This is a genomic window from Stenotrophomonas sp. 17(2023) (assembly GCF_030345315.1).
Lineage (GTDB): Bacteria > Pseudomonadota > Gammaproteobacteria > Xanthomonadales > Xanthomonadaceae > Stenotrophomonas > Stenotrophomonas acidaminiphila.
Window position 1 is genome coordinate 763,057 of record NZ_CP128405.1, and the last position, 24,101, is coordinate 787,157.

General features: G+C 70.3%; 19 protein-coding genes. 9 read left to right on the plus strand and 10 right to left on the minus strand.

Annotation, left to right across the window (positions count from 1 at the left end; translation table 11 throughout):
• Nucleotides 1–43: 43 nt before the first annotated feature.
• From QQA12_RS03285 to alr, 3 genes are all read left to right on the plus strand, one after another.
• Nucleotides 44–1,117 carry a serine hydrolase domain-containing protein gene (locus tag QQA12_RS03285; protein WP_226050652.1) on the plus strand — a complete coding sequence of 358 codons (1,074 nt, stop codon included), beginning with the start codon at nt 44–46 and terminating at the stop codon, nt 1,115–1,117.
• 68 nt (nt 1,118–1,185) lie between these two features.
• Nucleotides 1,186–4,056: a TonB-dependent receptor gene (locus QQA12_RS03290; protein WP_082595058.1), complete on the plus strand. Its 2,871-nt coding sequence runs from the start codon at nt 1,186–1,188 to the stop codon at nt 4,054–4,056.
• A 46-nt stretch (nt 4,057–4,102) separates the two neighbouring features.
• Nucleotides 4,103–5,344 carry an alanine racemase gene (gene alr, locus QQA12_RS03295; protein WP_226050651.1) on the plus strand — a complete coding sequence of 414 codons (1,242 nt, stop codon included), beginning with the start codon at nt 4,103–4,105 and terminating at the stop codon, nt 5,342–5,344.
• Nucleotides 5,345–5,352: 8 nt separating this feature from the next.
• On the opposite strand, the gene QQA12_RS03300 is transcribed toward alr, so the two are convergent.
• From QQA12_RS03300 to QQA12_RS03310, 3 genes are read right to left on the minus strand one after another with little or no spacing between them, the layout of a single operon-like run.
• Nucleotides 5,353–6,258, minus strand: coding sequence for a LysR family transcriptional regulator (locus QQA12_RS03300; protein ID WP_056931993.1), 906 nt, complete (start codon nt 6,256–6,258; stop codon nt 5,353–5,355).
• Between the two features lie 53 nt (nt 6,259–6,311).
• The gene (locus QQA12_RS03305; RefSeq protein WP_056931992.1) at nt 6,312–7,550 is read right to left on the minus strand and encodes an FAD-dependent oxidoreductase; all 1,239 of its coding nucleotides are present in this window, start codon (nt 7,548–7,550) and stop codon (nt 6,312–6,314) included.
• On the minus strand, nt 7,537–9,339 hold the full coding sequence (locus QQA12_RS03310) for a gamma-glutamyltransferase family protein (protein ID WP_226050650.1): 1,803 nt from the start codon (nt 9,337–9,339) through the stop codon (nt 7,537–7,539). The genes QQA12_RS03305 and QQA12_RS03310 overlap by 14 nt, the downstream gene beginning before the upstream one ends.
• A gap of 275 nt (nt 9,340–9,614) precedes the next feature.
• Here QQA12_RS03310 and ggt point away from each other — a divergent pair, with 275 nt between their 5' ends.
• The gene (ggt, locus tag QQA12_RS03315; protein WP_226050649.1) at nt 9,615–11,348 is read left to right on the plus strand and encodes a gamma-glutamyltransferase; all 1,734 of its coding nucleotides are present in this window, start codon (nt 9,615–9,617) and stop codon (nt 11,346–11,348) included.
• 68 nt (nt 11,349–11,416) lie between these two features.
• Here ggt and gltS read toward each other — a convergent pair whose 3' ends face one another.
• The 6 genes from gltS to QQA12_RS03345 form a co-directional block, all read right to left on the minus strand.
• On the minus strand, nt 11,417–12,628 hold the full coding sequence (gene gltS, locus QQA12_RS03320) for a sodium/glutamate symporter (protein ID WP_054663105.1): 1,212 nt from the start codon (nt 12,626–12,628) through the stop codon (nt 11,417–11,419).
• A gap of 455 nt (nt 12,629–13,083) precedes the next feature.
• Nucleotides 13,084–13,479 carry a RidA family protein gene (locus QQA12_RS03325; protein ID WP_054663108.1) on the minus strand — a complete coding sequence of 132 codons (396 nt, stop codon included), beginning with the start codon at nt 13,477–13,479 and terminating at the stop codon, nt 13,084–13,086.
• Between the two features lie 69 nt (nt 13,480–13,548).
• On the minus strand, nt 13,549–14,973 hold the full coding sequence (locus QQA12_RS03330; protein WP_226050648.1) for a D-aminoacylase: 1,425 nt from the start codon (nt 14,971–14,973) through the stop codon (nt 13,549–13,551).
• Nucleotides 14,974–14,976: 3 nt separating this feature from the next.
• Nucleotides 14,977–15,840 carry a MurR/RpiR family transcriptional regulator gene (locus QQA12_RS03335; protein ID WP_182336279.1) on the minus strand — a complete coding sequence of 288 codons (864 nt, stop codon included), beginning with the start codon at nt 15,838–15,840 and terminating at the stop codon, nt 14,977–14,979.
• A 15-nt stretch (nt 15,841–15,855) separates the two neighbouring features.
• Nucleotides 15,856–17,211, minus strand: a complete 1,356-nt coding sequence (locus QQA12_RS03340; RefSeq protein ID WP_226050647.1) for a gluconate:H+ symporter — start codon at nt 17,209–17,211, stop codon at nt 15,856–15,858.
• Nucleotides 17,212–17,232: 21 nt separating this feature from the next.
• On the minus strand, nt 17,233–18,477 hold the full coding sequence (locus tag QQA12_RS03345; RefSeq protein WP_226050646.1) for an amino acid deaminase: 1,245 nt from the start codon (nt 18,475–18,477) through the stop codon (nt 17,233–17,235).
• 232 nt (nt 18,478–18,709) lie between these two features.
• Here QQA12_RS03345 and QQA12_RS03350 point away from each other — a divergent pair, with 232 nt between their 5' ends.
• Complete coding sequence (locus QQA12_RS03350; protein WP_054663125.1) at nt 18,710–21,001, plus strand: NADP-dependent malic enzyme; 2,292 nt, start codon at nt 18,710–18,712, stop codon at nt 20,999–21,001.
• Between the two features lie 99 nt (nt 21,002–21,100).
• On the opposite strand, the gene QQA12_RS03355 is transcribed toward QQA12_RS03350, so the two are convergent.
• Entirely contained in the window at nt 21,101–21,820 is a 720-nt protein-coding gene (locus QQA12_RS03355; protein WP_226050645.1) for a LuxR family transcriptional regulator, read from the minus strand.
• 148 nt (nt 21,821–21,968) lie between these two features.
• Between QQA12_RS03355 and QQA12_RS03360 the strand changes: the two genes are divergently transcribed.
• From QQA12_RS03360 to QQA12_RS03375, 4 genes are all read left to right on the plus strand, one after another.
• Nucleotides 21,969–22,340: a DUF4902 domain-containing protein gene (locus QQA12_RS03360; protein WP_226050644.1), complete on the plus strand. Its 372-nt coding sequence runs from the start codon at nt 21,969–21,971 to the stop codon at nt 22,338–22,340.
• A gap of 157 nt (nt 22,341–22,497) precedes the next feature.
• Nucleotides 22,498–23,100 carry an acyl-homoserine-lactone synthase gene (locus tag QQA12_RS03365; RefSeq protein ID WP_226050643.1) on the plus strand — a complete coding sequence of 201 codons (603 nt, stop codon included), beginning with the start codon at nt 22,498–22,500 and terminating at the stop codon, nt 23,098–23,100.
• Nucleotides 23,101–23,297: 197 nt separating this feature from the next.
• Nucleotides 23,298–23,432: a hypothetical protein gene (locus tag QQA12_RS03370; protein WP_256363884.1), complete on the plus strand. Its 135-nt coding sequence runs from the start codon at nt 23,298–23,300 to the stop codon at nt 23,430–23,432.
• 465 nt (nt 23,433–23,897) lie between these two features.
• Nucleotides 23,898–24,095 carry a zinc-finger domain-containing protein gene (locus QQA12_RS03375; protein WP_054663138.1) on the plus strand — a complete coding sequence of 66 codons (198 nt, stop codon included), beginning with the start codon at nt 23,898–23,900 and terminating at the stop codon, nt 24,093–24,095.
• Nucleotides 24,096–24,101: the final 6 nt, after the last annotated feature.

Below are 24,101 nucleotides of genomic sequence, written 5' to 3' on the forward strand. Positions count from 1 at the left end.
GGGACGCATGCGCAACCGTTTTTGCCTGCGGTCGATCGCTGTCATGTGGCGACCGGCACTGCTGCTGATGCTGGCGCTGCCGTTGCTGGCAAGCGCGGCCGATGCCGACGACCGCCAGGCCGCGATCGACCGCCTGATGCAGCCCTATGACGGCGACGTTCCCGGTGCCTCGCTGCTGGTGCTCAAGGACGGCAGGGCGCTGGTCCGGCGCGGCTACGGGCGCGCCGACCTGGAGCGCGGCATCGCCGCCGGCACCGACACCAACTACCGGCTTGCCTCGGTGAGCAAGCAGTTCACCGCCGCGGCCATCCTGCTGCTGGCGCAGGACGGCGCGCTGTCCATCGACGACCCGGTCAAGCGCTGGCTGCCTTCGCTGCCGGCCGTGGCCGATGCCATCAGCCTGCGCCAGCTGCTGGCGCACACCTCCGGCGTACTCGATTACGAGGACCTGATGGGTACGTCCTGGCAGGGGCAGATCCGCGACGCGGGCGTGCTGGCGCTGCTGGAACGCGAGAACCGGCTGTACTTCCCGCCCGGCACCACCTACCGCTACAGCAACAGCGGCTATGCGCTGCTGGCGCTGGTGGTCGAGCGCGCCTCGGGGATGGATTTCCCCGCGTTCCTGCACGCCCGCATCTTCGCCCCGCTGGGCATGCGCGACAGCCTGGCCTACGTCGCCGGCGGCCGCGACGTGCCGCATCGCGCCTGGGGCTACAGCCAGGCCGCGCAGGGCTGGGAGCGCACCGACCAGAACATCTACAGCGCCGTGCTCGGCGATGGCGGCATCTATTCGAGCATCGACGACCTGGCGCGCTGGGATGCGGCCTGGTACGACGGCCGCCTGTTCGATGACGCCACGCGCGCGCTGGCGCTCGGCCGCCAGGTCCCGGTGGACACCGCGCCGGAAGCGACCTGGTATGGCTTCGGCTGGCGTATCGCCGAGGGCCGGCAATGGCACAACGGCGAAAGCATCGGGTTCCGCAACACCCTGGTGCGCTGGCCGCAGCAGCACCTCACCGTGGTGCTGCTGAGCAACCGCAACGACCCGACGCCGTATGCGACCGCGCAGGCGATCGGCGCACTGTTCCTCGACGAGATTCCAGCGGCGCGGCCCTGACCGCGCTGCCCGCTCCGCCGCTGTACCTGCTGGGTTGTCCGTCCCCCGTCGTTCCCCCTGGAGAAATCATGCGTAGCCAGCCAGACCCCCGATTCAACCTCCTGTGCATTGCGCTGCTGGCGGCCATGGCCGTGCCGGCCATGGCGCAGGAAGCCGCCCCGGCGGCCACCACCCTGGACAAGGTCAACGTCACCGGCTCGCGCATCAAGCGCGTGGACGTGGAGGCCGCGCTGCCGGTCACCATCGTGCAGAAGGCCGAGATCGAGGCGCAGGGCATCACCTCGGCCGAGCAGCTGCTGTCCTTCCTCAACATCGCCGGCAATGGCGCCGACGGCATGGTCTCGGCGTCGGTGGACATGGACCTGGGCGAACTGCGCGGCACCGCCGGCGTGTCCGGCGCCAACCTGCGCGGGCAGGGCAGCGACGCCACGCTGGTACTGCTCAATGGCCGCCGTGTCGCCACCCATGGCCTGCGCGGGCAGGCGGTGGACCTGAACTCGATCCCGTTCGCGGCGATCGACCGGGTGGAAGTGCTGCGCGATGGCGCCTCGGCCATGTACGGCACCGACGCCATCGGCGGCGTGATCAACTTCATCACCCGCACCGACTACCAGGGCATCGCCGTCAACGCCGGTTTCGACGTGACCCAGCACGGCGGCGGCAACATCTACAACTACAGCCTGCTGGGCGGCACCGGCGATCTGGATGCCGACCGCTGGAACGTGTGGGGCACGATCAACTGGCGGCGCAGCGAGTTCCTGCGCAGCTACCAGCGCGACTTCGCCAACAGCTTCCAGCCCGACCGCGGGGTGTCGCCGGACACGCGCGGCACCCCGTTCGCCACCGTGACCAACGCCAGCGGCGGCATCATCAACGGCTCGCTCATCGACCCCGACGGCGGCAGCAAGCAGAACTACGTCAACATCCTCAACCTGCCCGGCGGCGCCGGCTGCGAGAACGGCGGCCCGGCGATGGGGCCCTACGACTACCGGCTGTGGGACAGCGGCAGCTCCAAGTACGCCTGCGCCTGGGACTATCCGGCCGCGCAGGCGCTGCAGCAGCCGCAGGACAGCCTGCAGTTCCTGGGCCGCGCCACCATCCGCATCGGCGACAACCACCGCTTCTACGCCGAGGCGATGGGTTCGCGGGTGAAGTCAGAGCGCGAGTACGAGCCGCTGCAGCTCACCTCCAGCGCATCGCTCACCTCGGTGATGGGCCCCGGCACCTGGTATCCGCTCAACCCCAACACCAAGGACACCTACGACAAGGTGTACAACGCGCTGGCCGCGTACTTCGGCACCGCCAACCTCACCTACGGCAACCCCATTCCCTACCGCTGGCGCTGCATGGCCTGCGGGCCGCGCCAGATCGAGACCACCACCAAGTCCTACCGCCTGCTGGCCGGCCTGGAGGGCAGTATCGGCAGCTGGGACTACGACATCGGCCTGTCGCGCGCCTCGAACAAGGCCGAATCGGTCCTGCGCGGCGGCTACTACTTCTCCAGCGGCCTGCGCGCCGCGCTCGGCAGCGGCCTGCTCAACCCGTTCCTGATGCCGGGGCAGCAGCAGAGCGAGGCGGCCATGGCCGCGCTGCAGAGCGCCTCGGCCAGCGGCGTGCACCTGTACGGCGGTGAATCCACCGTCACCACGGCCGACGCCAGCTTCAGCGGCGGGCTCGGCTTCAGCCTGTGGGGCAGCGAGGCGCAGCTGGCCACCGGCGTCGAGGCGCGCCGTGAGGAGTTCGAGTTCGGCGGCGTGCAGGTGCTCGACGGCGTGCCGTTGAACTACACCACCATCTACCAGGCGCCGTTCGACGAGACCAGCGACCTGCCCAAGGTGCGTCGCGACGTCAACGCGGTGTATGCCGAGATGTACCTGCCGATCATCGACACCCTCGACGTCACCGTGGCGGTGCGCCACGACCGCTACGACACCTTCGGCGGCACCACCAACCCGAAGTATTCGTTCAAGTGGCAGCCGATCGAATCGCTGGCGTTCCGCGGCGCCTACAGCACCGGCTTCAAGGTGCCCGAGTTCACCAAGCTGTTCGCCGGCGTCAACCGCCTGGACTACTTCGGCCGCGACCTGGTCGACCCGGCCAGCTGCCCAGGCGGCTCGGTCAACTCGTCGATACCGGGGTGCGACCTGATCCAGCCGGTGATCATCACCGGCGGCAAGACCGACCTGCAGCCGGAAGAATCCTCGCAGAGGAGCATCGGCTTCGTGTTCTCGCCGACCGACAACTTCAACCTGAGCCTGGACTGGTGGGAGATCGAGCGCACCAATACCATCCGCGTGCCCAACCTGGCGACGCTGACCGCCAACTACGCGCTGTTCGCCGAGAACTGGATCCGCGACGGCAGCGGCAAGGTCACCGCGATCGACCAGCGCTACATCAACTCCGGCGGCACCCTGACCCGCGGCGTGGAGCTGGACGCCAACCTGAGCGGCGACCTGGCCGGCGGGCGCTGGCACGTCAACCTCAACGGCAGCTACATCGACACCTTCAAGGAAAAGTCGCTGGCCAACGAGCCGTATGGCGACAACAAGGTCGGCGAGTACGTGCGCTTCTACAACCTGCCGCTGAAGTGGAAGCACACGCTGGGCGTCGGCTGGGCCCGCGGCGACTGGGCGCACCTGCTCACCCAGGTCTATCGCTCCGGCTACAAGGACGAGGAGCCGGTCAGTGTCGAGGGCGGCTTCTACACGCCGGCCAACTGGAACCCGGACGTCGATGACTACATCACCTACAACTACAGCCTGACCTGGACCGGGATGGAGAACACCCGGCTGACCCTGGCGGTGCGCAACCTGCTCGACACCGATCCGCCGTTCACCGCGCACCAGGTCGATTTCGCCTCCGGCGCGGCCTGGGAGCCGCGCGTGGCCGATCCGCGCGGGCGTTCGTTCAACCTGCAGGTCGAGTACCGCTTCAACTGATCCTGCCAACAACGCCGCCGGGCAACCGGCGGCATCGGGACCCACCATGACGGATACGGACATCGCCTCCAGCGGCCGCCGCGGCTTCATCACCGCGGCCCTGGGCACGGCACTGGCCGCCTCGCTCGACGCGCGCGCCGCGCCGCTGCTGGGCGTGCCGGGCACGGCGCGCCTGGCCGCGGCCAACGCCTGGCTGGAGATCGACCTGGACGTGTTCGACGCCAACCTGCGGCGCGTGCGCGCCCTGGCCGGCGACGCGCAGCTGTGCGCGGTGCTCAAGGCCGATGCCTACGGCACCGGCATCGACCGGGTGATCCCGCGCCTGGTCGCCGCGGGCGTCGGCTGCGTCGGCATCGCCAGCACCGAGGAGGCGCGCATGGTGCGTGCCTGCGGCTATCGCGGGCGGGTACTGCGGGTGCGCGCGGCGACGCTGGGCGAGGTGGAGGCCGCGTGGCCGTACCGGGTTGAAGAACTGGTGGGCAACCTGGCCGTGGCGCAGACGCTGGCCGCGCTGGCACGGCGCCGCCGGCGCGCGCTGCCGGTACACCTGGCGCTGAATTCGGCCGGCATGGGCCGCAACGGACTGGAGCTGGCCACCGGGCAGGGACGGCACGACGCGGTGGCACTGGTGGCGGCCGAAGGCCTGCGCGTGGTCGGGTTGATGACCCACTTCCCCAGCGAGGACCCGGCCGACGTGCGCGCCGGCGTGGACACGTTCCGCGAGCAGGCCGACTGGCTGTTCGCCAACACCGCGCTGCGGCGCGGCGACGTGCAGCTGCATGCGGCCAATTCGTTCGCGTTGCAGCATGTTCCCGAATCGCGGCTGGACATGGTGCGCCCGGGCGGCGCGCTGTACGGATACGGCGGCACGCCGAAGCCGCCGTTCGCGCACGTGGCCGCGTTCAAGACCCGGGTCGCGTCGGTGCAGGCGTTTCCCGCCGGCGACACGGTGAGCTACGACCGCACCTTCACCCTGCGCCGCGATTCGCTGCTGGCCAATCTCCCGGTCGGTTATTCCGACGGCTACCGCCGCGCCTATTCCAACAAGGGCAGCGTGCTGGTCCGTGGCCGGCGCGCGCCGGTGCTCGGCCGCGTGACCATGAACACCACGATGGTGGACGTCACCGACATCCCCGGCGTGCAGGCCGGCGACGAGGTGGTGCTGTTCGGGCGCCAGGGCGGGGAGCAGATCACCCAGGCCGAAATCGAGGCCTGGACCGGGGTCATCCTGGCCGACCAGTACAGCGTCTGGGGCGCGCTGAACCCGAAGTTCCCGCGCACCCGCTAGGGGCGCGGCTACGCTGCGGGCGGCACGCCGCGGGTTTCGGCCAGGCTGCGCTGGAACTGCCGTACGAACTCGGTGGCGGCCTTGGACGGCGGCCGGTCCTCCAGGTACACGCACTCGACGCGGAAGCCGATTTCCGGTTCCAGCGGGCGCGCCAGCAGGTTGCCGCCGGCATTGGCGCAGGCGGTGAATTCGTCCAGCACGCTCATGCCGGCGCCGCAGCGGGTCAGCGCCGCGGCCAGCGAATAGGTCTGGTTGGACACGACCTCGCGCATGCTCACGCCCTGGCGCTTGAGCTCGTTGGTGAACAGGTCGCCGATGGGGCCGCTGCTGGCCAGGCCGACCATGTCGCGGTCCTGCAGCCAGCGCAGCGGGATCGCCGCCGGCGGGTCGGGCCATTGCGCGGCGTCGAACAGCAGCATCAGCTGCCCCTGCCCGAGCACGCGGCGCTGCATGCGCGGATGCTGCGGCGGGTTGTAGGCGATGGCGATGTCGCATTCGCGCTCGTACAGCGCCTGGAACAGGTCGCCGTGGTGCAGGGTCTGCACGTCGAACGTGACTTCCGGGTGCTGGCGCCGGTACTGGGTGATCGCCGCCGGCACCACGTGCTGGCCGAGCGAGGGCACCACCGCCAGGCGGATATGCCCGCCGCCGATGTCGCGGATGTGGGTGACCGCCTTCTGCAGCGACAGCAGGCGGTCGTAGATGTCCTTGACCTCGACGAACAGCGCGTGCGCCTCGTCGGTGGCGACCAGCCGCCCGCGCACCAGCTTGAACAGCTCGAAACCCAGCTGGTACTGGGTGTGGTGCAGGACCTTGCTGACCGATGGCTGGGAGACGTGCAGCGAACGTGCCGCGGCACTGATCGAGCCGGTGGTGTAGACCGCGTGGAAGACTTCAATCTGGCGCAGGCGCATGGCCCGATCCTAGTCGATGCGGGCGTTGCCGGCGACCGTTCGCGGCGCCGCCATCACTGCGCCATCGCCAGCGCCACCGCGCGCTCGCCACTGCCCATCGCCAGGGTCCAGCCGAGCATGCCGTGGCCGAGGTTGCACACCAGCCCGGCGCCGATGGCGCGGATCTCGGGCGAGGACCAGGGGGTGACCGGGCGCAGGCCGGCCCAGTCGCTTTCGATGTGCGCGTAGTCCACCGCCTCGGGCATCGAGGCCCGCGCCATCGCCACCAGCTGCGCCATGCGCCCCGGGTCAGGGCGTGGATCCCAGTGGTTGAGGTCGGCCAGCCCGGCCACGCGCATGCGCTCGCCCAGGCGGCAGAACACCAGTTTGCGCGAGGTGTCGGTGATGCTCGCGGTGGGCGCGCGCGGGCCACACGGCGCGGTGAACGAATAGCCCTTGATCGCCATCAGCGGCATGCGCACGCCCAGCGGCCGCAGCAGCGCCGCGCCGTCGATGCCGTTGCACACCACCAGCCGCCGCGCCTGCAGCGCCGCGCCGGCATGCGGCTGCAGGCACCAGCCGTCGTCCTGCCGCACCACGCGCCGGATATCGACGCCGAAGCGCGCCTGCAGGCCGTACTGCTGCTGCAGCACCTGCAGCAGGCCGACGCCGAAGCGGAACGGATCGCCGGCTTCCTCCTGCGGCGAATGCACCGCGCCGGCCAGGCCCGGCATCGCGGCCAGCGCCGGTTCGGCGGCAATGGCCTGGCGCGCGTCGAGCAGGTGCTGCTCGACCCCGAATGGCTGCTTGAGCGCGATCATCGACGCCGCGCCATGCAGCGCCGCGGCGTCGTGGTAGACGTGCAGCTTGCCCGAGACGGCGTGGTCGAAAGCGATGGGGTGGCGCTGCAGCAGCGCGTGCAGCGCGCTGCGCGACTCCAGCGCCAGCTGCAGCGTCGCCAGGGTGTTGGCGCGCAGCCGTGCGCTGCCGGTCTGGCGCAGGAACGCCAGGCCCCAGCGCCAGAAATCCGGGTCGGCCGACCAGCGCGTGCGGAACGGGCCGTTGCGTCCGAACAGCATGGCCGGCAACTGGCGCCAGGTGGACGGGCCGGCCATGGCGTCTGTGTAGGCGTAGCTCAGCTGCGCACCGTTGGCGAACGAGGTGCCCTGCACCGGGCCGTCGGCGCGGTCCAGCAGCAGCACGGACAGGCCGCGGCGTGCGGCGGCATAGGCGGTGGCGAGGCCGACGACGCCGGCGCCGAGAACGACGAGATCGGCGCGTGCGGGTTCGCCGCGGGGTTCAACGGGATGCATCGGGGGTCCGGTGGGCAGGAAAGGCGGCGGTGCCGTCGCGGCGTGGGTCGGCGGCCCATTGCCAGCGCCCGTCGCGCAGGAACACGCCATGCAGGCCGGAATCCTCGCCGGCACCGCTGCGGATGTCCACGCCGTGCTCGCGCAGCGCGGTACGCACCGGTGCCGGGAAGCGGCCGGCCTCGCCATCGAAACGTTCGCCGCGCGCGACCAGGTTGGGCAGCGCCACGGCCTGGTCCAGCGGCAGGCGCCAATAGAGCAGCCCGACCAGGGTCTTGCCGATGTAGGCGGGAATGGCCGAGCCGCCGGGCGATCCCAGCGCGCCGGTCAGGCGGCCGTCGCCGTCGAGCATCAGCAGCGGCGCCATCGACGAGCGCGGGCGCTTGCCGGCGGCGATGGCATTGGCCATGCCGGGGCGGCCGTCGGTGCGGTCCCAGGCGAAATCGGTGAGCTGGTTGTTGAGGAAGAAGCCGCCGACCATGCGCCCGGAGCCGAAGAACGATTCCACGGTGGTGGTCACCGAGACGGCATTGCCGTGGCCGTCCACGACCACGAAATGGCTGGTGCCGCCGGGCTCGTCGGTGGCGTCGGCGGCGATGACCGGAGCACCGGCCGGGACCCCGGGGCGCGGCGGCCGCGGCGCGGCCCGGCTGCCGATCAGGGCGCGGCGCGCGTCCACGTAGTCGGCCGCCAGCAGGCCATCGACCGGAACGTCGACGAAGCGCGGATCGCCGACGTAGTGGTCGCGGTCGGCGTACATCAGCCGGCTGGCCTCGGCGAACAGCAGCCACGCCTGCGGGTCGCCCGCATCGCGACGGTCGATATCGGTACCGTCCAGCAGCGCCATCAGCTGCAGCACGCCGACGCCACTGGCCGGCGGCGGCAGCGAGCACAGCCGGTAGCCGCGCAGCGGACGGCACAGCGGGGCCACTTTCTCGGCGCGGTAGCCGGCCAGGTCATCCAGGGTCATGGCCCCCGGGCGTGGCGCGTCGGCGGTGCGGGCGACGATCGCCCGGGCCAGCGCACCGTGGTAGAACGCCTGCGCACCGCCGGCGGCCAGCGTGCGCAGCGTCGCCGCGTAGGCCGGATTGCGCAGCGTGTCGCCGGCGCGCAGGCGTCCGCCGTAGCCGTCGTCGAACAACCGCCGCACGTCGTCCGTCGCCGCCTGCGGGAACTGGCCGTGGATGTGCCGCTGCAGCCGCTCGGTGATGGTGAAGCCCTGCTCGGCGGTGGCGATGGTGCCGTCGAACAGGCGCGCCCATGGCAGCCGGCCATGCTCGCGCAGCGCCAGGGCGAAGGTGGCGATGGTGCCGGGTACGCCGGTGGCACGCCCGGAGAGCATGGCGTCGGCACGTGCCAGCGGGTGTCCGTCGGCGTCGTCGAACCAGCCGGCAGCGGCTGCGGCCGGTGCCTGTTCGCGGCCGATGTAGCCGCTGACCTGGCCGCTGTCGGCGTCGTAGGCCAGCAGCACCGTGCCGCCGCCGATGCCCGAACTCTGCGGTTCCACCAGTCCCAGCATCAGCTGCACCGCCATGGCTGCGTCCATCGCGCTGCCGCCGCGTTCGAGCACCTCGGCGCCGGCGCGCGCGGCCAGTGGGTGCGCGGCGACGACGATGGCCGGCGAGGGCGGTGCGGCAGGGGCGGCGGTTGCCGGCGCACGCGCGTCCGGCGCGGTGCCGCACGCGGCAAGCACCAGGCACAGCAGCAGGGGCGTGCCGAGGCGGTGCCAGCGCAGCGCAACGGCGGACGCACCGGCCGTGGGGGAGGGCGTGTGGCGGGCGGGCGTCTGCATGGCCGGCAGATTACCGCCGGGCCCGCCATGGCGGGGATCACAATCGCGGTGCAGGTGTTAACCGGCAGCTATGGCATGCCGCGGCCCGGCATCCGCCATGCGGCGGCTGCCGCGCGCTTCTATGCGCGCCAGCTATACCGTCGGCCATCAATGATGGGGGACAGGCACGCCGGTGCCGGCCATGCTCCGGGATGGGCCAGTGCGACCGCCGCCATCGGCACTGCCGCGGGTGGACGGCCGGCAATGCGCCCGCGAACCGCAAACCGGAGATTGGCATGACCCTGCGACCCTTCGTAACCCTTCCCGGCCGTGGCATGGCGCTGCTGTTGGGTGCCCTGCTGGCCCTGGCGCCGCCGGCCGGCGCGCGCGAACTGCTCAACTACCAGGCGATCCAGAAGCCCGAGCACGGCGACCGCGGCATGGTGGTCAGCCAGAACCAGCGCGCCAGCGAGATCGGCGCGCAGGTGCTGCGCGATGGTGGCAACGCGGTGGACGCGGCGGTGGCCACCGCATTCGCGCTGGCAGTGCTGTTGCCGCGCGCGGGCAATATCGGCGGCGACGGTTACATGCTGCTGCACCTGGCCGGCGAGAACCGCAGCGTCGCCATCGATTACCGCTCGATGGCACCGGCGGCGGCCACGCTGGAGCGCTTCATCGGCGCCGACGGCGGGATCGACGGTGAAACCGCCGGGTGGAAGGCCGCCGGGGTGCCGGGCACGGTGGCCGGGCTGGCGCTGGCGCATCGCCGCCACGGGCGCCTGCCGTGGGCACGGCTGCTGCAGCCGGCGATCGAACTGGCCGACAACGGCGTGGTGCTCAGCCGTGACGAAGCGTTCGCGCTGGACTGGGGACGCGACCGGCTGGCGCGCAGCCCGGCCGGCGCCAGCGTGTTCCTGCACGCCGACGGCAGCGCGCTGCGCGCGGGCGAACGCCTGCGCCAGGCCGACCTGGCGTGGTCGCTGCGGCTGATCGCGCGCGACGGCGAGGATGCGTTCTACCGCGGGCCGATCGCGCAGCGGCTGGTGGCGGCCATGCAGCGCCATGGCGGGCTGATCGGCCGCGACGACCTGGCCGGCTACCGCGCCATCGAACGCGAACCGCTGCGCACCACCTACCGCGGGCACCCGGTGGTGAGCATGCCGCCGTCCAGTGGCGGCGGCGCCAGCGTGCTGGAAATGCTCAACCTGCTCGAGCACGAGGACCTGGCCGCGCACGGGGCCGGTTCGGCCGCGGCGCTGCATGCGATGGCCGAGGCGATCAAGCTTGCCTGGGCCGACCGCGCACGCCACGCCGGCGACCCGGCGTTCGTCACCGCGCCGGTAGGCGGGCTGGTGTCCAAGGCCTATGCCGACGTGCGCTGGCGGCAGTTCTCGCCGGACCGGGCGCTCGATGCCACCGCGCTGGCGGCGGGCGATCCGCTGCCCCATGAAAGCCCGCAGACCACGCATTTCTCGGTGGTCGACGCCGACGGCAACGCGGTCAGCAATACCTTCACCCTGGGCTCGGATTTCGGCGCCGGGGTGATGGCCGAAGGCACCGGCTTCCTGCTAGGCAACCTCATCGGAAATTTCTCGCTGCGCGCGCAGCTTGCCGCGCGCAAGGAGCCGGGGCGTGTGGTCGCCAACGCGCTGCATCCCGGCCGCCGCCCGGTCTCGAGCATGTCGCCGACGCTGGTGCTGCGCGATGGCAAGGCGTGGCTGGTCACCGGCAGCCCGGGCGGCAACACCATCCCCGGCACGGTGATGCAGACGATCGTGGACGTGGTCGATTTCGGCATGAACATCGCCGAGGCCACTCACCGCCCGCGCATCCACCAGGACATGGGCACCGGCATGCTGCAGATCGAACCGGGCTTCAGCCCCGACACGCTGCGCCTGCTGCGTGGCCTGGGCCACCGCATCGAAAGCGACGAGACCATCGGCAGCACGCAGACGCTGCTGGTCGGCGGGGACGGTGTCCAGGGCGCGGCCGATCCCCGCCGGCCGGGCGCCGGCGCAGCCGCGCAGTAGTCCCGAAAAAGCAGGGCCGCCATCGCGGCGGCCCTGCGGAATCGTGCTGCGGCAACGTCCGGCTGCGGTCAGTGCGGCCAGAAGTTGAGGAAGCCGGTGATGATCAGCGCGTTGACGAAGTCGATGAAGAACGCGCCCACCAGCGGTGCCACCAGGAACGCGCGCGGCGCCACGCCGTAGCGCTGCACCAGCCGCCGCATCACCGCCATGGCGTTGGCGGTGGTGCCGAGCATGAAGCCGATGAAGCCGCCACCCATCACCGCCGCGTCATAGTCGCGGCCCATCACGTAGAAGATCGGAATCGCGAACAGCGCCACCAGCGCCACCTGGATGACCAGGTTGACCACCAGCGGCAGGCCCATGCCGGCCAGTTCCCACAGTTTCAGGTCCATCAGCGCCACTGCCAGGAACAGTGCCAGGCAGATGTTGCCGATCAGGTCGGTGGTCGGCACCGACAGCCGGATCAGTCCGGTGTAGTCGTCGATGTTGCGGATCACCGCGCCCACCAGCATCGCGCCGATGTAGGAGGGCAGGGTCAGGCCCAGGCCATCGAAGCCCTGGCTGACCCATGCGCCCAGCCACATCGCCATCAGCAGCACCACGATGCTCTTGAGCGCGTCGAACTCGCGCGCCGATTCGTTGGGGAAATGCACGTGCACGCTTTCGTCGTCCACCGCGCTGCCATCGGCCGTGGCGCCGTTGCCGGCTGGACCGCGTATGCCGAACCGCCGCATCAGCACGGTGATGGTCGGGCCGCCGATCAGGCCGCCGCAGATGATGCCGGCCATCGCCGCGGTGATCGCCAGGGTCTCGGCGCCCTGCAGCCCGGCTTCCTCGAACAGCGGCGCGAAGGCCATGCCGGTGGCCGGGCCGCCGGTGAGCGTGGCCGAGCCGGCGAGCACGCCGAACATCGGGTGCAGGTCGAACATCCATGCCACGCCGATGCCGACCAGGTTCTGCAGCACCGCGAACAGGCTGGCCAGCACCAGGAAGATCATCACCTGGCGCCCGCTGACCCGCAGCAGGCGCAGGCTGGCGTTGATGCCCAGGGTGGTGAAGAAGGCCACCATCAGCGGTACCTTGAGGCTGGTGTCCAGTTCGAACAGGGTGGTGTCGCGCGCATGCGCGGCCCACACCAGCAACGCCACCAGCAGGCCGCCGACGACCGGTTCGGGCAGGTTGTAGCGGCGCAGCACCGGGATCGCGCGGCACAGCGCGTAGCCGGCGAACAGGGTCAGGCCGCCGAAGGCGATCGTCTGTACGGCATCAAGTTGGATCATCGAATCAGTACCTCGTGCCCTGCCAGTGCAGGAATCTGGGGCGGTGTCCGGCGCAGGGCCGGCGCCGCCGTGGAAGGACTGCCGCGTGTGGCCGGGCTCCGTGGCACGGGGGAGGGGACGGAGCCACGTGCAGTCCGGCGGAGCCGGCCCGTGCGCATGACGGATGGCAGAAGGTTCGATGCCCGAGGGCGGTATTTCCGCCAGTCGGGCCGGACGGGGATGGCTGCGGCCGGCATGGGCGCAAGCAGGCAGGCATGGGGAATCTCCATGACGAGCGGGCCGGTCTGCTGCGCCGCAACACGATGTGTGGAGCGGGGCTGCGGCATGCACAATAGCCGCGGAGCCGCCTCCAGCGCCAGTCGCAAGAGCGCGTGGCGCCATAGCCGCCCGTTATGCGCGGCAGGTGCCGATGGTGCGGCCCGGCGGTTGCGCAGCCGGGCCGGGCGGGCGCGGGTTCAGCGCGGCGGGCGCTTCCAGGCGACGCAGTCCACTTCCACCTTGCAGTCCACGACCATGCGGTTCTCCACGCAGGCGCGCGCCGGCGGGTGCTCGCCGAAATAGTGCTTGAAAACGCTGTTGAAGGCGTAGAAATCGCGGGCGTCGTCCAGCCATACGCCGCAGCGCACCACATGCTCGGGGCCGTAGCCGGCCTCGGCGAGGATCGCCATCACGTTGCCGATGGCCACGTGCGCCTGCTCGGTCACGGTGCCGCCGACCAGTTCGCCGTCGCGCATCGGTACCTGGCCGGAGACGTACAGCCAGCCGTCGGCTTCGACCGCGCGCGAGAACGGCATGTGCTGGCGGCCCTGGCCGACGCCGCCCTCGGCGCCGTAACGCTTGATGTCGCTCATGGATGCTCCTTGTTGCAGTGATCCTGGATGGTTGCGCGGATGCGCCATGCGTTCGGCGCCGCGGGGCGATCAGCCGCCCGGCGCGATGAAGCGCCCGGCGCGTGAGACCACCTCGCTGCCGTCGTAGGCCAGCTGTCCGTTGACCCACACCGCGTCGATGCCCTCGGCCGCGCGCACCGGATCGTGGAAGCTGGCGGTGTCGCGCACGCGCGCCGGGTCGAACAGCACCAGGTCGGCACAGCCGCCGGGGTGGATGCCGCCGCGCGCGCCCAGCGCGAAGCGCGAGGCCGGCAGCCCGGTCATCTTGTGCACGGCGGTGTGCAGCGGAAACAGCGCCTGGTCGCGCGCGTAATGGCCGAGCACGCGCGGGAAGGTGCCCCACAGGCGTGGATGCGGACGCGGATCGCGCGGCAGGCCATCCGAGCCGATCATGGTCAGCGGGTGCGCGAGGATGCGGCGCACGTCGTTCTCGTCCATGCAGTGGTAGACCGCGCCGGCCGGCTGCAGGCGCGCCGCGGCCTGCAGCAGCGTCACCCCCCAGTCGGCGGCGATGTCGGCCAGCAGGCGGCCGCCCTGCGCCGGTTCCGGCTCGGACCAGGTGACCAGGATGTCGTAGGCATCGGTGACCTGCTTCAGGTCCAGGGTGGAAGCGCTGGCGGCATACGGGTAGCAGTCGCAGGCCACGTCCTGGCTGCCGGAGGCGGCGTCCAGCCGGTGCAGTACCTCGCGGCTGCGGCCCCAGTTGTCGATGCCCGCGCATTTCAGGTGCGAGACGCGCACCGCGGCCTGCGGCGCGCGTGCGGCGTCGAACGCCTCGTCCAGCGCCGCCAGGATGCCGCCGAATTCATCGCGCAGGTGGGTGGCGTACAGCCCGCCGTGCGGTAGTTCCCTGGCCAGTTCCGCCACTTCCGCGGATGGCGCATGGAACGCCGAGCCATATGCCAGCCCGCTGCTCAGGCCCAGTGCGCCCTGCGCCAGGCTGGCGCGCAGCTGCGCGCGCATCGCCTCGATCTCTCCGGCGGTGGCGGCGCGGTCAAGCCGGTCCATGTGGTTCTGGCGCAGCGCGGTATGCCCGACCAGGGCGGCCACGTTCACCGCCGGGCGTGCCGCTTCCACGGCCTGGCGGTAGCTGGCGAAATCGGCATAGCGGAAATCGCCGGCCTCGCCGAGCAGGTTCATCGGGTCCGGCACCTCGCCGCGGATGCGCACCGGGCTGGCGCTGATGCCGCAGTTGCCGACCACCACCGTGGTCACGCCCTGCGACAGCTTGCTGGCCATGCCCGGGTTGCGCAGCACTTCCAGGTCGTCGTGGGTGTGCACGTCGATGAAGCCCGGCGCCAGCGCGCGGCCGCCGGCATCGATCACCTGGCGGGCGCCGCCATCCACCGCGCCGACCGCGACGATGCGGCCGTCACGTACCGCGACGTCGCCATGGCGGCCGGGGCGGTCGTTGCCATCGAGCACCAGCGCGTTGCGGATCAGTACGTCGTGCATCGATCAGTCGCCCAGCGGCAGGCGCGAGTCGCCGCCCCGGTAGCGGTCCAGCGCCAGCTTGATGCGGCGCAGGTGTTCGTGGTTTTCGCTGGCGCCGTTGAGCGCGGTGGTGGTGGCCAGCACGTCGATCGCCAGCATCATCGCGTAGCGCGAGGCGGAGGGCTTGAACACGAAATCGGTCTCCTCGATGCTGATCGGCAGCAGCCAGTCGCTCAGCCCGGCCAGCGGCGTGCCGGCGCGGGTGATGGCGCCGACCCGCGCGCCATAGGTGCGCGCGATCTCCACCGCCGAGATCACCTCCGGGGTGATGCCGCTGACCGACAGCGCCAGCACGAGGTCCTGCGGGCCGAGGATGGCGGCGGTCATCTTCATCACCACCGCGTCGCTGCAGGCGGTGATCGGCAGGCCGAAGCGCATCAGCCGGTTCTGCAGTTCCTGCGAGAACACGGTGGAACAGCCGCCGATGCCGAACACGTGGATGCGCCGCGCCTGGCAGATCGCATCGGCCAGCTGCTGCACCACGTCTTCCTGCAGGTTGGCCAGGTTGTGGCGCAGGCTGGCCTGGATGTCGTCGCAGATCTGCGCGAACAGCGCCGATACCGGTGGTGCGTTCTGCTGCTCGAGGAAGCGCTTGCCGACCGCGCTGGCCGAAGCCAGGCGCGCGCGCAGTTCGCGCACGTGTTCGCAGCCCAGCGTCTTGGCGAAGCGCGAGATCGCCGCAGCGCTGACCTCGGCGCGCTCGGCCAGCTCGGTCACGCCGTACTGGGCGGCGGCATCGACGTCGGCGAGGATGGTGTTGGCGATGCGGGCCTCGACCGGACTGAATTCGTGCAGCCGTTGGCGCAGTTCGTAGACGATGTCGAACATGGTGGGTTCTTCGGTTCAGAGCACGGCGGCAAGGGCCGCCACCAGCGCCAGCGCGGTGACGGAGATGAGGGTTTCCAGCACGGTCCAGGTCTTGAAGGTCTGGGCCACGGACATGTTGAAGTATTCCTTGACCAGCCAGAAGCCGCCGTCATTGACATGCGACAGCACCACCGAGCCGGCGCCGGTGGCCAGCACCAGCAGTTCCGGGTGCGGGTAGCCCAGCGCGGCGGCGATCGGGGCGACGATGCCCGACGCGGTGGTCATGGCCACCGTCGCCGAGCCGGTGGCGATGCGCATCAGCGCGGCCATGGTCCAGCCCATCAGCAGCGGCGACAGCTGGAACTGGCGGGACAGGTCGATCATCTGGCTGGCCACGCCGGTGTGCACGAGGATGCCGTTGAGGCCGCCGCCGGCGCCGACCAGCAGGGTGATGGCGGCGGTCGGGGCCAGGCACTCCTGCGAGAATTTCAGGATCTGCTCGCGGTTGAAGCCGCGCATCAGCCCCAGGGTGACGAAGCTCAGCAGCGTGGCCAGCAGCAGCGCCACCACCGAGTGGCCGATGAAGCGCAGGCCGTGGTTGAGCGGCGAGCCGGGCGTGGCGATCTGGTCGGCCCAGCCGCCCAGCAGCATCAGCGCCACCGGCAGCAGCACGGTGGCGATGGTGATGCCGAAGCCCGGCAGCTGCTCGTCGGGAATGCGGCCGTGGCCCTCGTCCAGCAGCGCGGCTTCCATCGGATTGTGCGCCGGCAGCGCCACCCGGGGTGCGACCACCCTGGCGAACACCGGCCCGGCCAGCGCTGCGGTCGGCAGCCCCACCAGCAGCGCATAGAACACGGTGCGGCCCACGTCCGCGCCATAGGCATGCACGGCCAGCATCGCTGCCGGGTGCGGCGGCACCAGTCCGTGCACCACCGACAACCCCGCGACCATCGGCAACCCGACCAGCAGCAGCGGCACGCCGGTGCGGCGGGCGACGTTGAGCACGATCGGGATCAGCAGCACGAAGCCGACCTCGAAGAAGATCGGCAGGCCGATGCAGAAGGCGATCAGCATCATCGCCCAGTGCACGTTGCCGGTGCCGAAGCGCGCGATCAGCGTGCGCGCGATGCGTTCGGCGCCGCCGGACTCGGCCATCATCTTGCCGAGCATGGTGCCCAGCGCCACGATCAGCGCGATGTGGCCCAGGGTCTTTCCGACGCCCTGCTCGTAGGCCGGCAGGATCTCCGGCGCGGGCATGCCGGCCAGCAGCGCCAGCCCCACCGAGACCAGGGTGACGCTGATGAAGGGATTGAGCCGGTAGCGGGCGATCAGCACGATCAACGCGACGATCGCCAGCACGGCGTAGATCAGCAGCAGGTGTCCATGACTCATGCGTGCGGGTCCGGCGGCGGCTCAGAACTGCGTGGAGACGGCATCGACCACGTTGTGGTCGTCGTCGACCACCAGCAGGTGGCGCCACTTGTCGAAGGTCAGGCACGGGTGGGAGATGTCGAAGCACAGCATGTCGCCCACGCGCAGGTCGTCTTCGGCCCGCACCTGCAGGAAGGCGTGCTGGTCCATCATCGCCGTCACCTGCCAGTGCGCGGCGGCGTCGCCGGGCATGGCATCGCCGGGCCGGTAATGCAGCGCCGGCACCGGGAAGCCTGCGTCGAACGCGGCATCGCGCTTGCCCAGCCCGACGATGGCCCGTTCCGGCTCCGGTCGTGACTGCACGTAGGCCCACAGCCGCAGCGCCGGGCGCAGGCTCGTGCCCATCCGTCGCGCGACCGGGTTGCCGGCCTGGATGCGGCTGGCGGCCTGGCGGTAGGCGCCGACGTCATGGGTGAGGTAGCAGCCCGGGCGCAGCACGATCTCGGCCGTGGCGTCACCGGACAACGCGGCGAACTCCTCGGCGACCACGTCGAACCAGGCCGAGCCGGCACCGGTCAGCAGCGCCGGCACGCGGCCGAACGCGGCGCCGGCGCGCAGTCGCTGGAAGGTCTCCACGCTGCGGCGCAGGATCGCGCGCACGCCGGCCTCGTCGGCCACCACGCCCTCGTAGACTTCCACGCCGGCCAGCCGCAGCGCCCGTGGCCAGCGTGTGGCCGCCGCGACCACCGCCTGCGCCTGGGCGTCGTCGCGGACGCCGGTGCGGCCGCCGCTGACGCCGATCTCCAGCAGTACGTCCAGGCACAGCCCGCGGGCGTCGAACCAGCGGCCCAGCGCGTCGGCGTTGGCGGCCGAATCGACCAGGCAGAACACCTCGGTGCCATCGGCCTCAAGCAGCTCGGCGATGATCGCCATGTTGGCCGGGCCGACCAGCTGGTTGGCGACCAGGATGCGGCGCGCGCCGGCCAGCCAGGCCTCCCGCGCCTGCGGCGCGGTGGCCACGGTGATGCCCCAGGCGCCGGCATCGAGCTGCAGGCGGAACAGCTCCGGGCTCATCGTGGTCTTGCCATGCGGCGCCAGCTGCACGCCGTAGGCGGCGACGAAGCGGCGCATCCATTCCAGGTTGTGCAGCAGCGCCGAACGCAGCAGGACCGCGGCCGGCAGGCTGACCTGCTCACGCAGGATGGACCACCCCTGGCGGGCTGCGTCGGTCGTCGACAGCGCGGCGTCGGCGGCGCCCAGGCCCTTGCCACGGAGCACGGTTGGCATGGCTTGAAATTGTTTTTTATCCATTCCGGATCACGTTGATGATGCCCCCATCTTCCCCGCTGGAGAGCGGTCTATGTAGCAGATAACCGGCGCAATGAAAAATATTTTCGTAAAATGTTGCAGGGCAGCATGCCGATTCGGGTGCCGCGTCCTGAATGCAGTCCCCGATGAAACGGTTCATGTCGTCGCCGAGTCGCTAGAATCGGGCATTCAGCCACAGCAAGTCCCGTCGATGTCCAAAGAAGATTTCAAGCAGGCCGCCCTCGACTACCACCGCATGTCGCCGCCGGGGAAGATCCGGGTCGCCGCCACCAAGCCGATGCTCACCCAGCGCGACCTGTCGCTGGCGTACTCGCCGGGCGTGGCCTATGCCTGCGAAGCGATCGTCGCCGACCCGGCCGCGGCCAGCGAGCTGACCGCACGCGGCAACCTGGTCGCGGTGATCTCCAACGGCACCGCGGTGCTGGGCCTGGGCAACATCGGCCCGCTGGCTGGCAAGCCGGTGATGGAAGGCAAGGGCGTGCTGTTCCAGAAGTTCGCCGGCATCGACGTGTTCGACATCGAGGTCGACGAGAACGACCCGGACAAGCTGGTCGACATCATCGCCTCGCTGGAACCGACCTTCGGCGGCATCAACCTGGAGGACATCAAGGCGCCGGAGTGCTTCGTGGTCGAGCGCAAGCTGCGCGAGCGCATGAACATCCCGGTGTTCCATGACGACCAGCACGGCACCGCGATCATCGTCGGTGCGGCCATCCTCAACGCGCTGGACATCACCGGCAAGAAGATCGGCGAGGTCAAGGTCGCCACCACCGGCATGGGCGCGGCCGGCATTTCCTGCGTGAACATGCTGGTGGAGCTGGGCGTCAAGCCGGAAAACGTGCTGGCGTTCGACCGCGACGGCGTGATCCACAGCGGCCGCGAAGGGCTGGATCCGGAGAAGGCGCGCTATGCGCGCGACACCGACAAGCGCACCCTGGCCGAGATCGTCGAGGGTGCGGACATCTTCCTGGGCCTGTCGGCCCCGGGCATCCTCACCGCCGAGATGGTCAAGACCATGGCGCCGGACCCGGTGATCTTCGCGCTGGCCAACCCGACCCCGGAGATCATGCCGGAAGTGGCGCGCGCCGCGCGCCCGGACGCGATCATCGGCACCGGCCGTTCGGACTACCCGAACCAGGTCAACAACGCGCTGTGCTTTCCGTACCTGTTCCGCGGCGCGCTCGACGTCGGCGCCACCGGCATCAACGAGGAAATGAAGGTCGCCTGCGTGCGTGCCATCGCCGCGCTGGCCCGCAAGGAGGCGTCCGACCTCGGCGCGGCCTACGGCGGCGACACCCCGAGTTTCGGCCGCGACTACCTGATCCCGCGCCCGTTCGACCGCCGCCTGCTGGTGGAGCTGTCCTCGGCGGTGGCACAGGCGGCGATGGACTCGGGCGTGGCCACGCGCCCGATCGCCGACATGGCCGCCTACCGGCAGAAGCTGGCGCAGTTCGTCTATCGCACCAGCCTGTTCATGAAGCCGGTCTACGACCAGGCGCGCGCCGACAAGCAGCGCGTGGTCTATGCCGAAGGCGAGGAGGAAGTGGTGCTGCGCGCGGTGCAGAACGTGATCGACGAAGGCGTGGCCTTCCCGATCCTGATCGGCCGCCCGGACGTGATCGAATCGCGCATCGAGCGGCTGGGCCTGCGCATGAAGCCGGGCGTGGATTTCGAAGTCACCAACATCAACGACGATCCGCGCTTCAACGACTACTGGCAGTACTACCACGGGCTCACCGGCCGTCGTGGCGTGACCGTGGCCGCGGCCAAGAACCTGCTGCGCTCGCGCCCGACCCTGATCGCCGCGGTGATGGTGGCGCGCGGCGAGGCAGACGCCATGCTCAGCGGCGTGGTCGGCCGTTTCCACAAGAAGCTCGGTTACGTGCGCAGCGTGATCCCGCTGGAGCCGCGGGTCAGTTCGACCTCGGCGATGACCGGGGTGATCAACTCGCAGGGCGTGTTCTTCTTCGTCGATACCCACGTGCAGGAAGACCCGAGCGTGGAGCAGATCGTCGAGTCCACGCTGCAGGCCGCCTACCGCATGAAGCTGTTCGGCATCGAGCCGAAGGTGGCGCTGCTGTCGCACTCCAACTTCGGCAGCCATGATTCCAAGGATGCGCTGAAGATGCGCCAGGTGCGCGAGCAGCTGCTCAAGCGCAACCCGCGGTTGAACGTGGACGGCGAGATGCAGGGCGACACCGCGTGGGACGAGGCGCTGCGCGAGAAGCTGCTGCCCAACAGCACGCTCAAGGGCCGCGCCAACCTGTTCGTGCTGCCCAACCTGGAGGCGGCCAACATCGCCTACAACCTGGTGCGGGTGTTCACCGACGGCGTGGCGATCGGCCCGATCCTGATGGGCATCTCCAAGCCGGTTCACATCCTCACCAGCAGCGCCAGTTCGCGCCGCGTGCTGAACATGACCGCCATCGCCGCGGTCGATGCGCAGATCCGCAAGCAGATGGAAGCCGAGCGCGGCACCTGAGTCGGGTCGCCCCGGAACCCACCACAAGGCCGGCGCATGCCGGCCTTGTCGTATCCGCACCATTCGGTGCCCGCGGCTGCCGCCGGGCGCAGCGCCGGGTCAGGCGATGATGCCCAGGACCACCGCGCGCACCGCCGCGGCCGTGCGGTTGCCGACGTCGAGCTTGGTCATGGCGTTGTTGAGGTGGAAGTTGACCGTGCGCTCGGTGATGTTGAAGCGGGCGGCGATCTGGCGGTTGGTATGGCCTTCGGCGACCCAGCGCAGGATCTCGATCTCGCGCGCGCTCAGCGCCTCGCGAGAGGTCGCGCGCCAGCGCGCAAGCATTTCCCGCGCCAGCCCATGGTGGGCGACCTGGCCCAGCCACAGCAGTTGCGGCCACCTGGCGCGCAGTTCCAGCGGGTCCAGGCGTGAACCGCCACGGGTCAGGGTCAGCATGCCGCGCACGCTGTTGGCCGCCAGCGCCGGCAGCGATACGCCGCAGGTGATGTCATGCAGGCGCGCGTCCTCCCAGAAGGCGGCAGCCGGGTCCAGCGGATCGTCGCCATTGGACCAGGCGAAGGCATCGAGCGACGCCGCGCCCTGGCGAACGGTGGGGTCGACCTGCAGGTAGTTGTTGTCCTGGTAGCGCTTCTGCCAGATCTCCGGGTAATCGTTGAGCATCACGATTTCCGGCTGCGCCAGCGGCAGCGGCGCGCGCACGCCATAGGCGCAGTGTTCGAAACCCAGGGCGCGTACCATCCCGGCGATCGTCCCGAACAGGTCGTCCTGTCCATTGGGCGCCAGCAGCGCATTGAGTTGGTCTTCCCGCCACGCCTCCATTTCCGCCCTCGATGAAACCGTGATCACGGCCGGGTGGCACTGTCAGTACTGACAGCTTCCAGTACCCGCAACGTGCATCTAGATTGGTCAAGTCCATCGCCCGGCGCGGCGCACCGCCATCGCCTGCACTGCCATAGGCTGCATGATAATGACAGACGAAGACGGTTACATCCGCCTATCGCGGCAGGCGCTTGGCCAGATCCGGCTCGTGCACCTGGTATCGGGGCTGGACGAGGAACATGGCCCCGCTGCAGCGGGGGCGGCCTGCTCGGACATCAGCGGGTATACCGAATGGGCCACCACCTCGGTACCGGCCGTCTCGGTCGGCTGGGACTGGCATATCGATACCCTGGCCCGGCCCGTCTCCGCCGCCTGCCGGGACACGCCGCGCAGCAACGTGATGCTGGTGGATGAACAGGGCCGGGACGTCGGCCCGGACCATACCGCGTGCTGCCTCAGGCAACTGGTCGACACGCTGGAATGGAAACCGGTGGTGCTGGACGCCATCGGCTTCCGCTGACGCACTGACTGGCGGTGGTTCGGGCGCGCTGCAGCCGTCGCCCGCGACGCGTGCGCCGTTGCGCGTGGACACTGCCGACCTGTCAATCCTGACAGTTATCAGGCATTTGCTGCATTGCAAGACTCCTCCCCGTCCTTCAGCAACAGGGGAGCGGCTCATGGAATTCATCCTCGCCCGGGCAGGCGACCTGTCGCCGCTGCTCAATCGGGCACTGGGCCGCTACCGCTACCGGGTATTCATCGAAACCCTCGGCTGGCAGCTGGACACGCCGCCGGGAATCGAGCGCGACCGGTTCGACCGGCCCGAAACCGTGCACGTCATCGCCCGCGATGACCATCACGCCATCGTCGGCTATGCGCGGCTGTTGCCGACTACCGGCCCCTATCTGCTGGGCGAGATGTTCCCGCAGTTGATGAACGGCCTGCCACCGCCCTGTTCGGAGGAGGTGTGGGAACTGTCGCGCTTCGCGGTGATGGACCTGCGCGGCGCGCGAACCGGGGGAGCGACGCAGCGCCCGTCGGCGCTGGCGGTGGACATCCTGCAACTGGCGGCCGACTACGTGGAACGCCGGGGCGGGAAGCGACTCATCAGTGTCTCGCCGCTGGCGATGGAGCGGTTGCTGCGGCGGACCGGCTTCCATGTCCACCGGGCCGCGCCGCCGGTGATGATCGAAGGCCACCCGACCTTCGCCTGCTGGATCGAGCTGGCCGGGCGGCCGCCGTGTGCGCCGCATGGGAACGCCGCGACCTGTCAATTCTGACAGTTACGGGAAACGGGTATCTCGGGTGAAATCCATGTCAGGCCGGAGGGCCTGCGGGAGACGGGAAAATGGGCTCGTCGTCCCGGCCGGCGTGGAATGCCATGCGGAGGGAACAGGGAGGTTGCAGGCGGGAGCGGTCCTGCTTCGTGCGCGCCTGGCGCGCCCCTCCGTGTTCTTTCATATCGGGAGATGGGGGCATGTTCAAGAAGATCTCGGACCATGACGCCAGGCGCGGCGTCTCCGATTCGCTGCGGATGCAGTTCCTTGCCGGTCTCTTTGTCGGTACCGTCGTCGGCATCGGCGTGGGTGGGTTGCTGGGCATCCTGGTCTGAGAACCAGGCGTGTGCCGGTGCCGCCGGTACCGGGGCGCCGGCGGGCATCAGGTGCATCACTGCCGGGTGCCAGGATCCCGGCAGGCGCCGGCTGGCGATGAATCCCCCAGCATGCGGCCAGCCGGGACGTCGGCCTGCCGTCGTCCTCGATGCGCATGTGGCCATTGACCACCCGCAGGGCGGAAGACAGCGCGCGGATCCAGGTGGCCGGCAGGCGGCATGAACCGCTGCGATGTGCGCGGTCAGCGCGGCGGAGCGGTCAGGGAACTCCTCCATGCGCAGGCCCCGAGCTGGCGGACGTAGCGCTGGGCGCGGTGGCTGCCGGGGCGCCATGGGGTGGCGGCCGGGTGCGGGCCATCGCAGAAGGAGTCGCCGGACATGGCACCGGCTCATGCCCGGCGAAGTCCATGTCCTGCCGGCGCTGCTAGAATTGCCCGGTCCCGGTTTTCCTGTGTGAATGACGCCATGAGCCATACCGCCGCCGCGCCCGCCAACGCCGAGAAGCGCTACAACGTGCACCGTGCCGACCTGCCGTTGAGCTGCCCGACGCCGGAGATGGCGCTGTGGAATTCGCATCCGCGGGTTTACCTGCCGATCGAGAACGAGCCCAACGGCGAAGCCGCCTGCCCGTACTGCGGCGCGGTGTTCGTGCTGGTCGACTGAACGCCT

Coding starts and splice junctions, on each gene's coding strand:
- QQA12_RS03370 (WP_256363884.1), top strand. CDS start 23,298: ATGTTCAAGAAGATCTCGGACCATGACGCCAGGCGCGGCGTCTCCGAT.
- QQA12_RS03335 (WP_182336279.1), bottom strand. CDS start 15,840: ATGTTCGACATCGTCTACGAACTGCGCCAACGGCTGCACGAATTCAGT.
- QQA12_RS03355 (WP_226050645.1), bottom strand. CDS start 21,820: ATGGAGGCGTGGCGGGAAGACCAACTCAATGCGCTGCTGGCGCCCAAT.
- QQA12_RS03375 (WP_054663138.1), top strand. CDS start 23,898: ATGAGCCATACCGCCGCCGCGCCCGCCAACGCCGAGAAGCGCTACAAC.
- QQA12_RS03305 (WP_056931992.1), bottom strand. CDS start 7,550: ATGCATCCCGTTGAACCCCGCGGCGAACCCGCACGCGCCGATCTCGTC.
- QQA12_RS03325 (WP_054663108.1), bottom strand. CDS start 13,479: ATGAGCGACATCAAGCGTTACGGCGCCGAGGGCGGCGTCGGCCAGGGC.
- QQA12_RS03345 (WP_226050646.1), bottom strand. CDS start 18,477: ATGCCAACCGTGCTCCGTGGCAAGGGCCTGGGCGCCGCCGACGCCGCG.
- ggt (WP_226050649.1), top strand. CDS start 9,615: ATGACCCTGCGACCCTTCGTAACCCTTCCCGGCCGTGGCATGGCGCTG.
- QQA12_RS03300 (WP_056931993.1), bottom strand. CDS start 6,258: ATGCGCCTGCGCCAGATTGAAGTCTTCCACGCGGTCTACACCACCGGC.
- QQA12_RS03360 (WP_226050644.1), top strand. CDS start 21,969: ATGACAGACGAAGACGGTTACATCCGCCTATCGCGGCAGGCGCTTGGC.
- alr (WP_226050651.1), top strand. CDS start 4,103: ATGACGGATACGGACATCGCCTCCAGCGGCCGCCGCGGCTTCATCACC.
- QQA12_RS03290 (WP_082595058.1), top strand. CDS start 1,186: ATGCGTAGCCAGCCAGACCCCCGATTCAACCTCCTGTGCATTGCGCTG.
- QQA12_RS03310 (WP_226050650.1), bottom strand. CDS start 9,339: ATGCAGACGCCCGCCCGCCACACGCCCTCCCCCACGGCCGGTGCGTCC.
- QQA12_RS03350 (WP_054663125.1), top strand. CDS start 18,710: ATGTCCAAAGAAGATTTCAAGCAGGCCGCCCTCGACTACCACCGCATG.
- QQA12_RS03285 (WP_226050652.1), top strand. CDS start 44: ATGTGGCGACCGGCACTGCTGCTGATGCTGGCGCTGCCGTTGCTGGCA.
- QQA12_RS03340 (WP_226050647.1), bottom strand. CDS start 17,211: ATGAGTCATGGACACCTGCTGCTGATCTACGCCGTGCTGGCGATCGTC.
- QQA12_RS03330 (WP_226050648.1), bottom strand. CDS start 14,973: ATGCACGACGTACTGATCCGCAACGCGCTGGTGCTCGATGGCAACGAC.
- gltS (WP_054663105.1), bottom strand. CDS start 12,628: ATGATCCAACTTGATGCCGTACAGACGATCGCCTTCGGCGGCCTGACC.
- QQA12_RS03365 (WP_226050643.1), top strand. CDS start 22,498: ATGGAATTCATCCTCGCCCGGGCAGGCGACCTGTCGCCGCTGCTCAAT.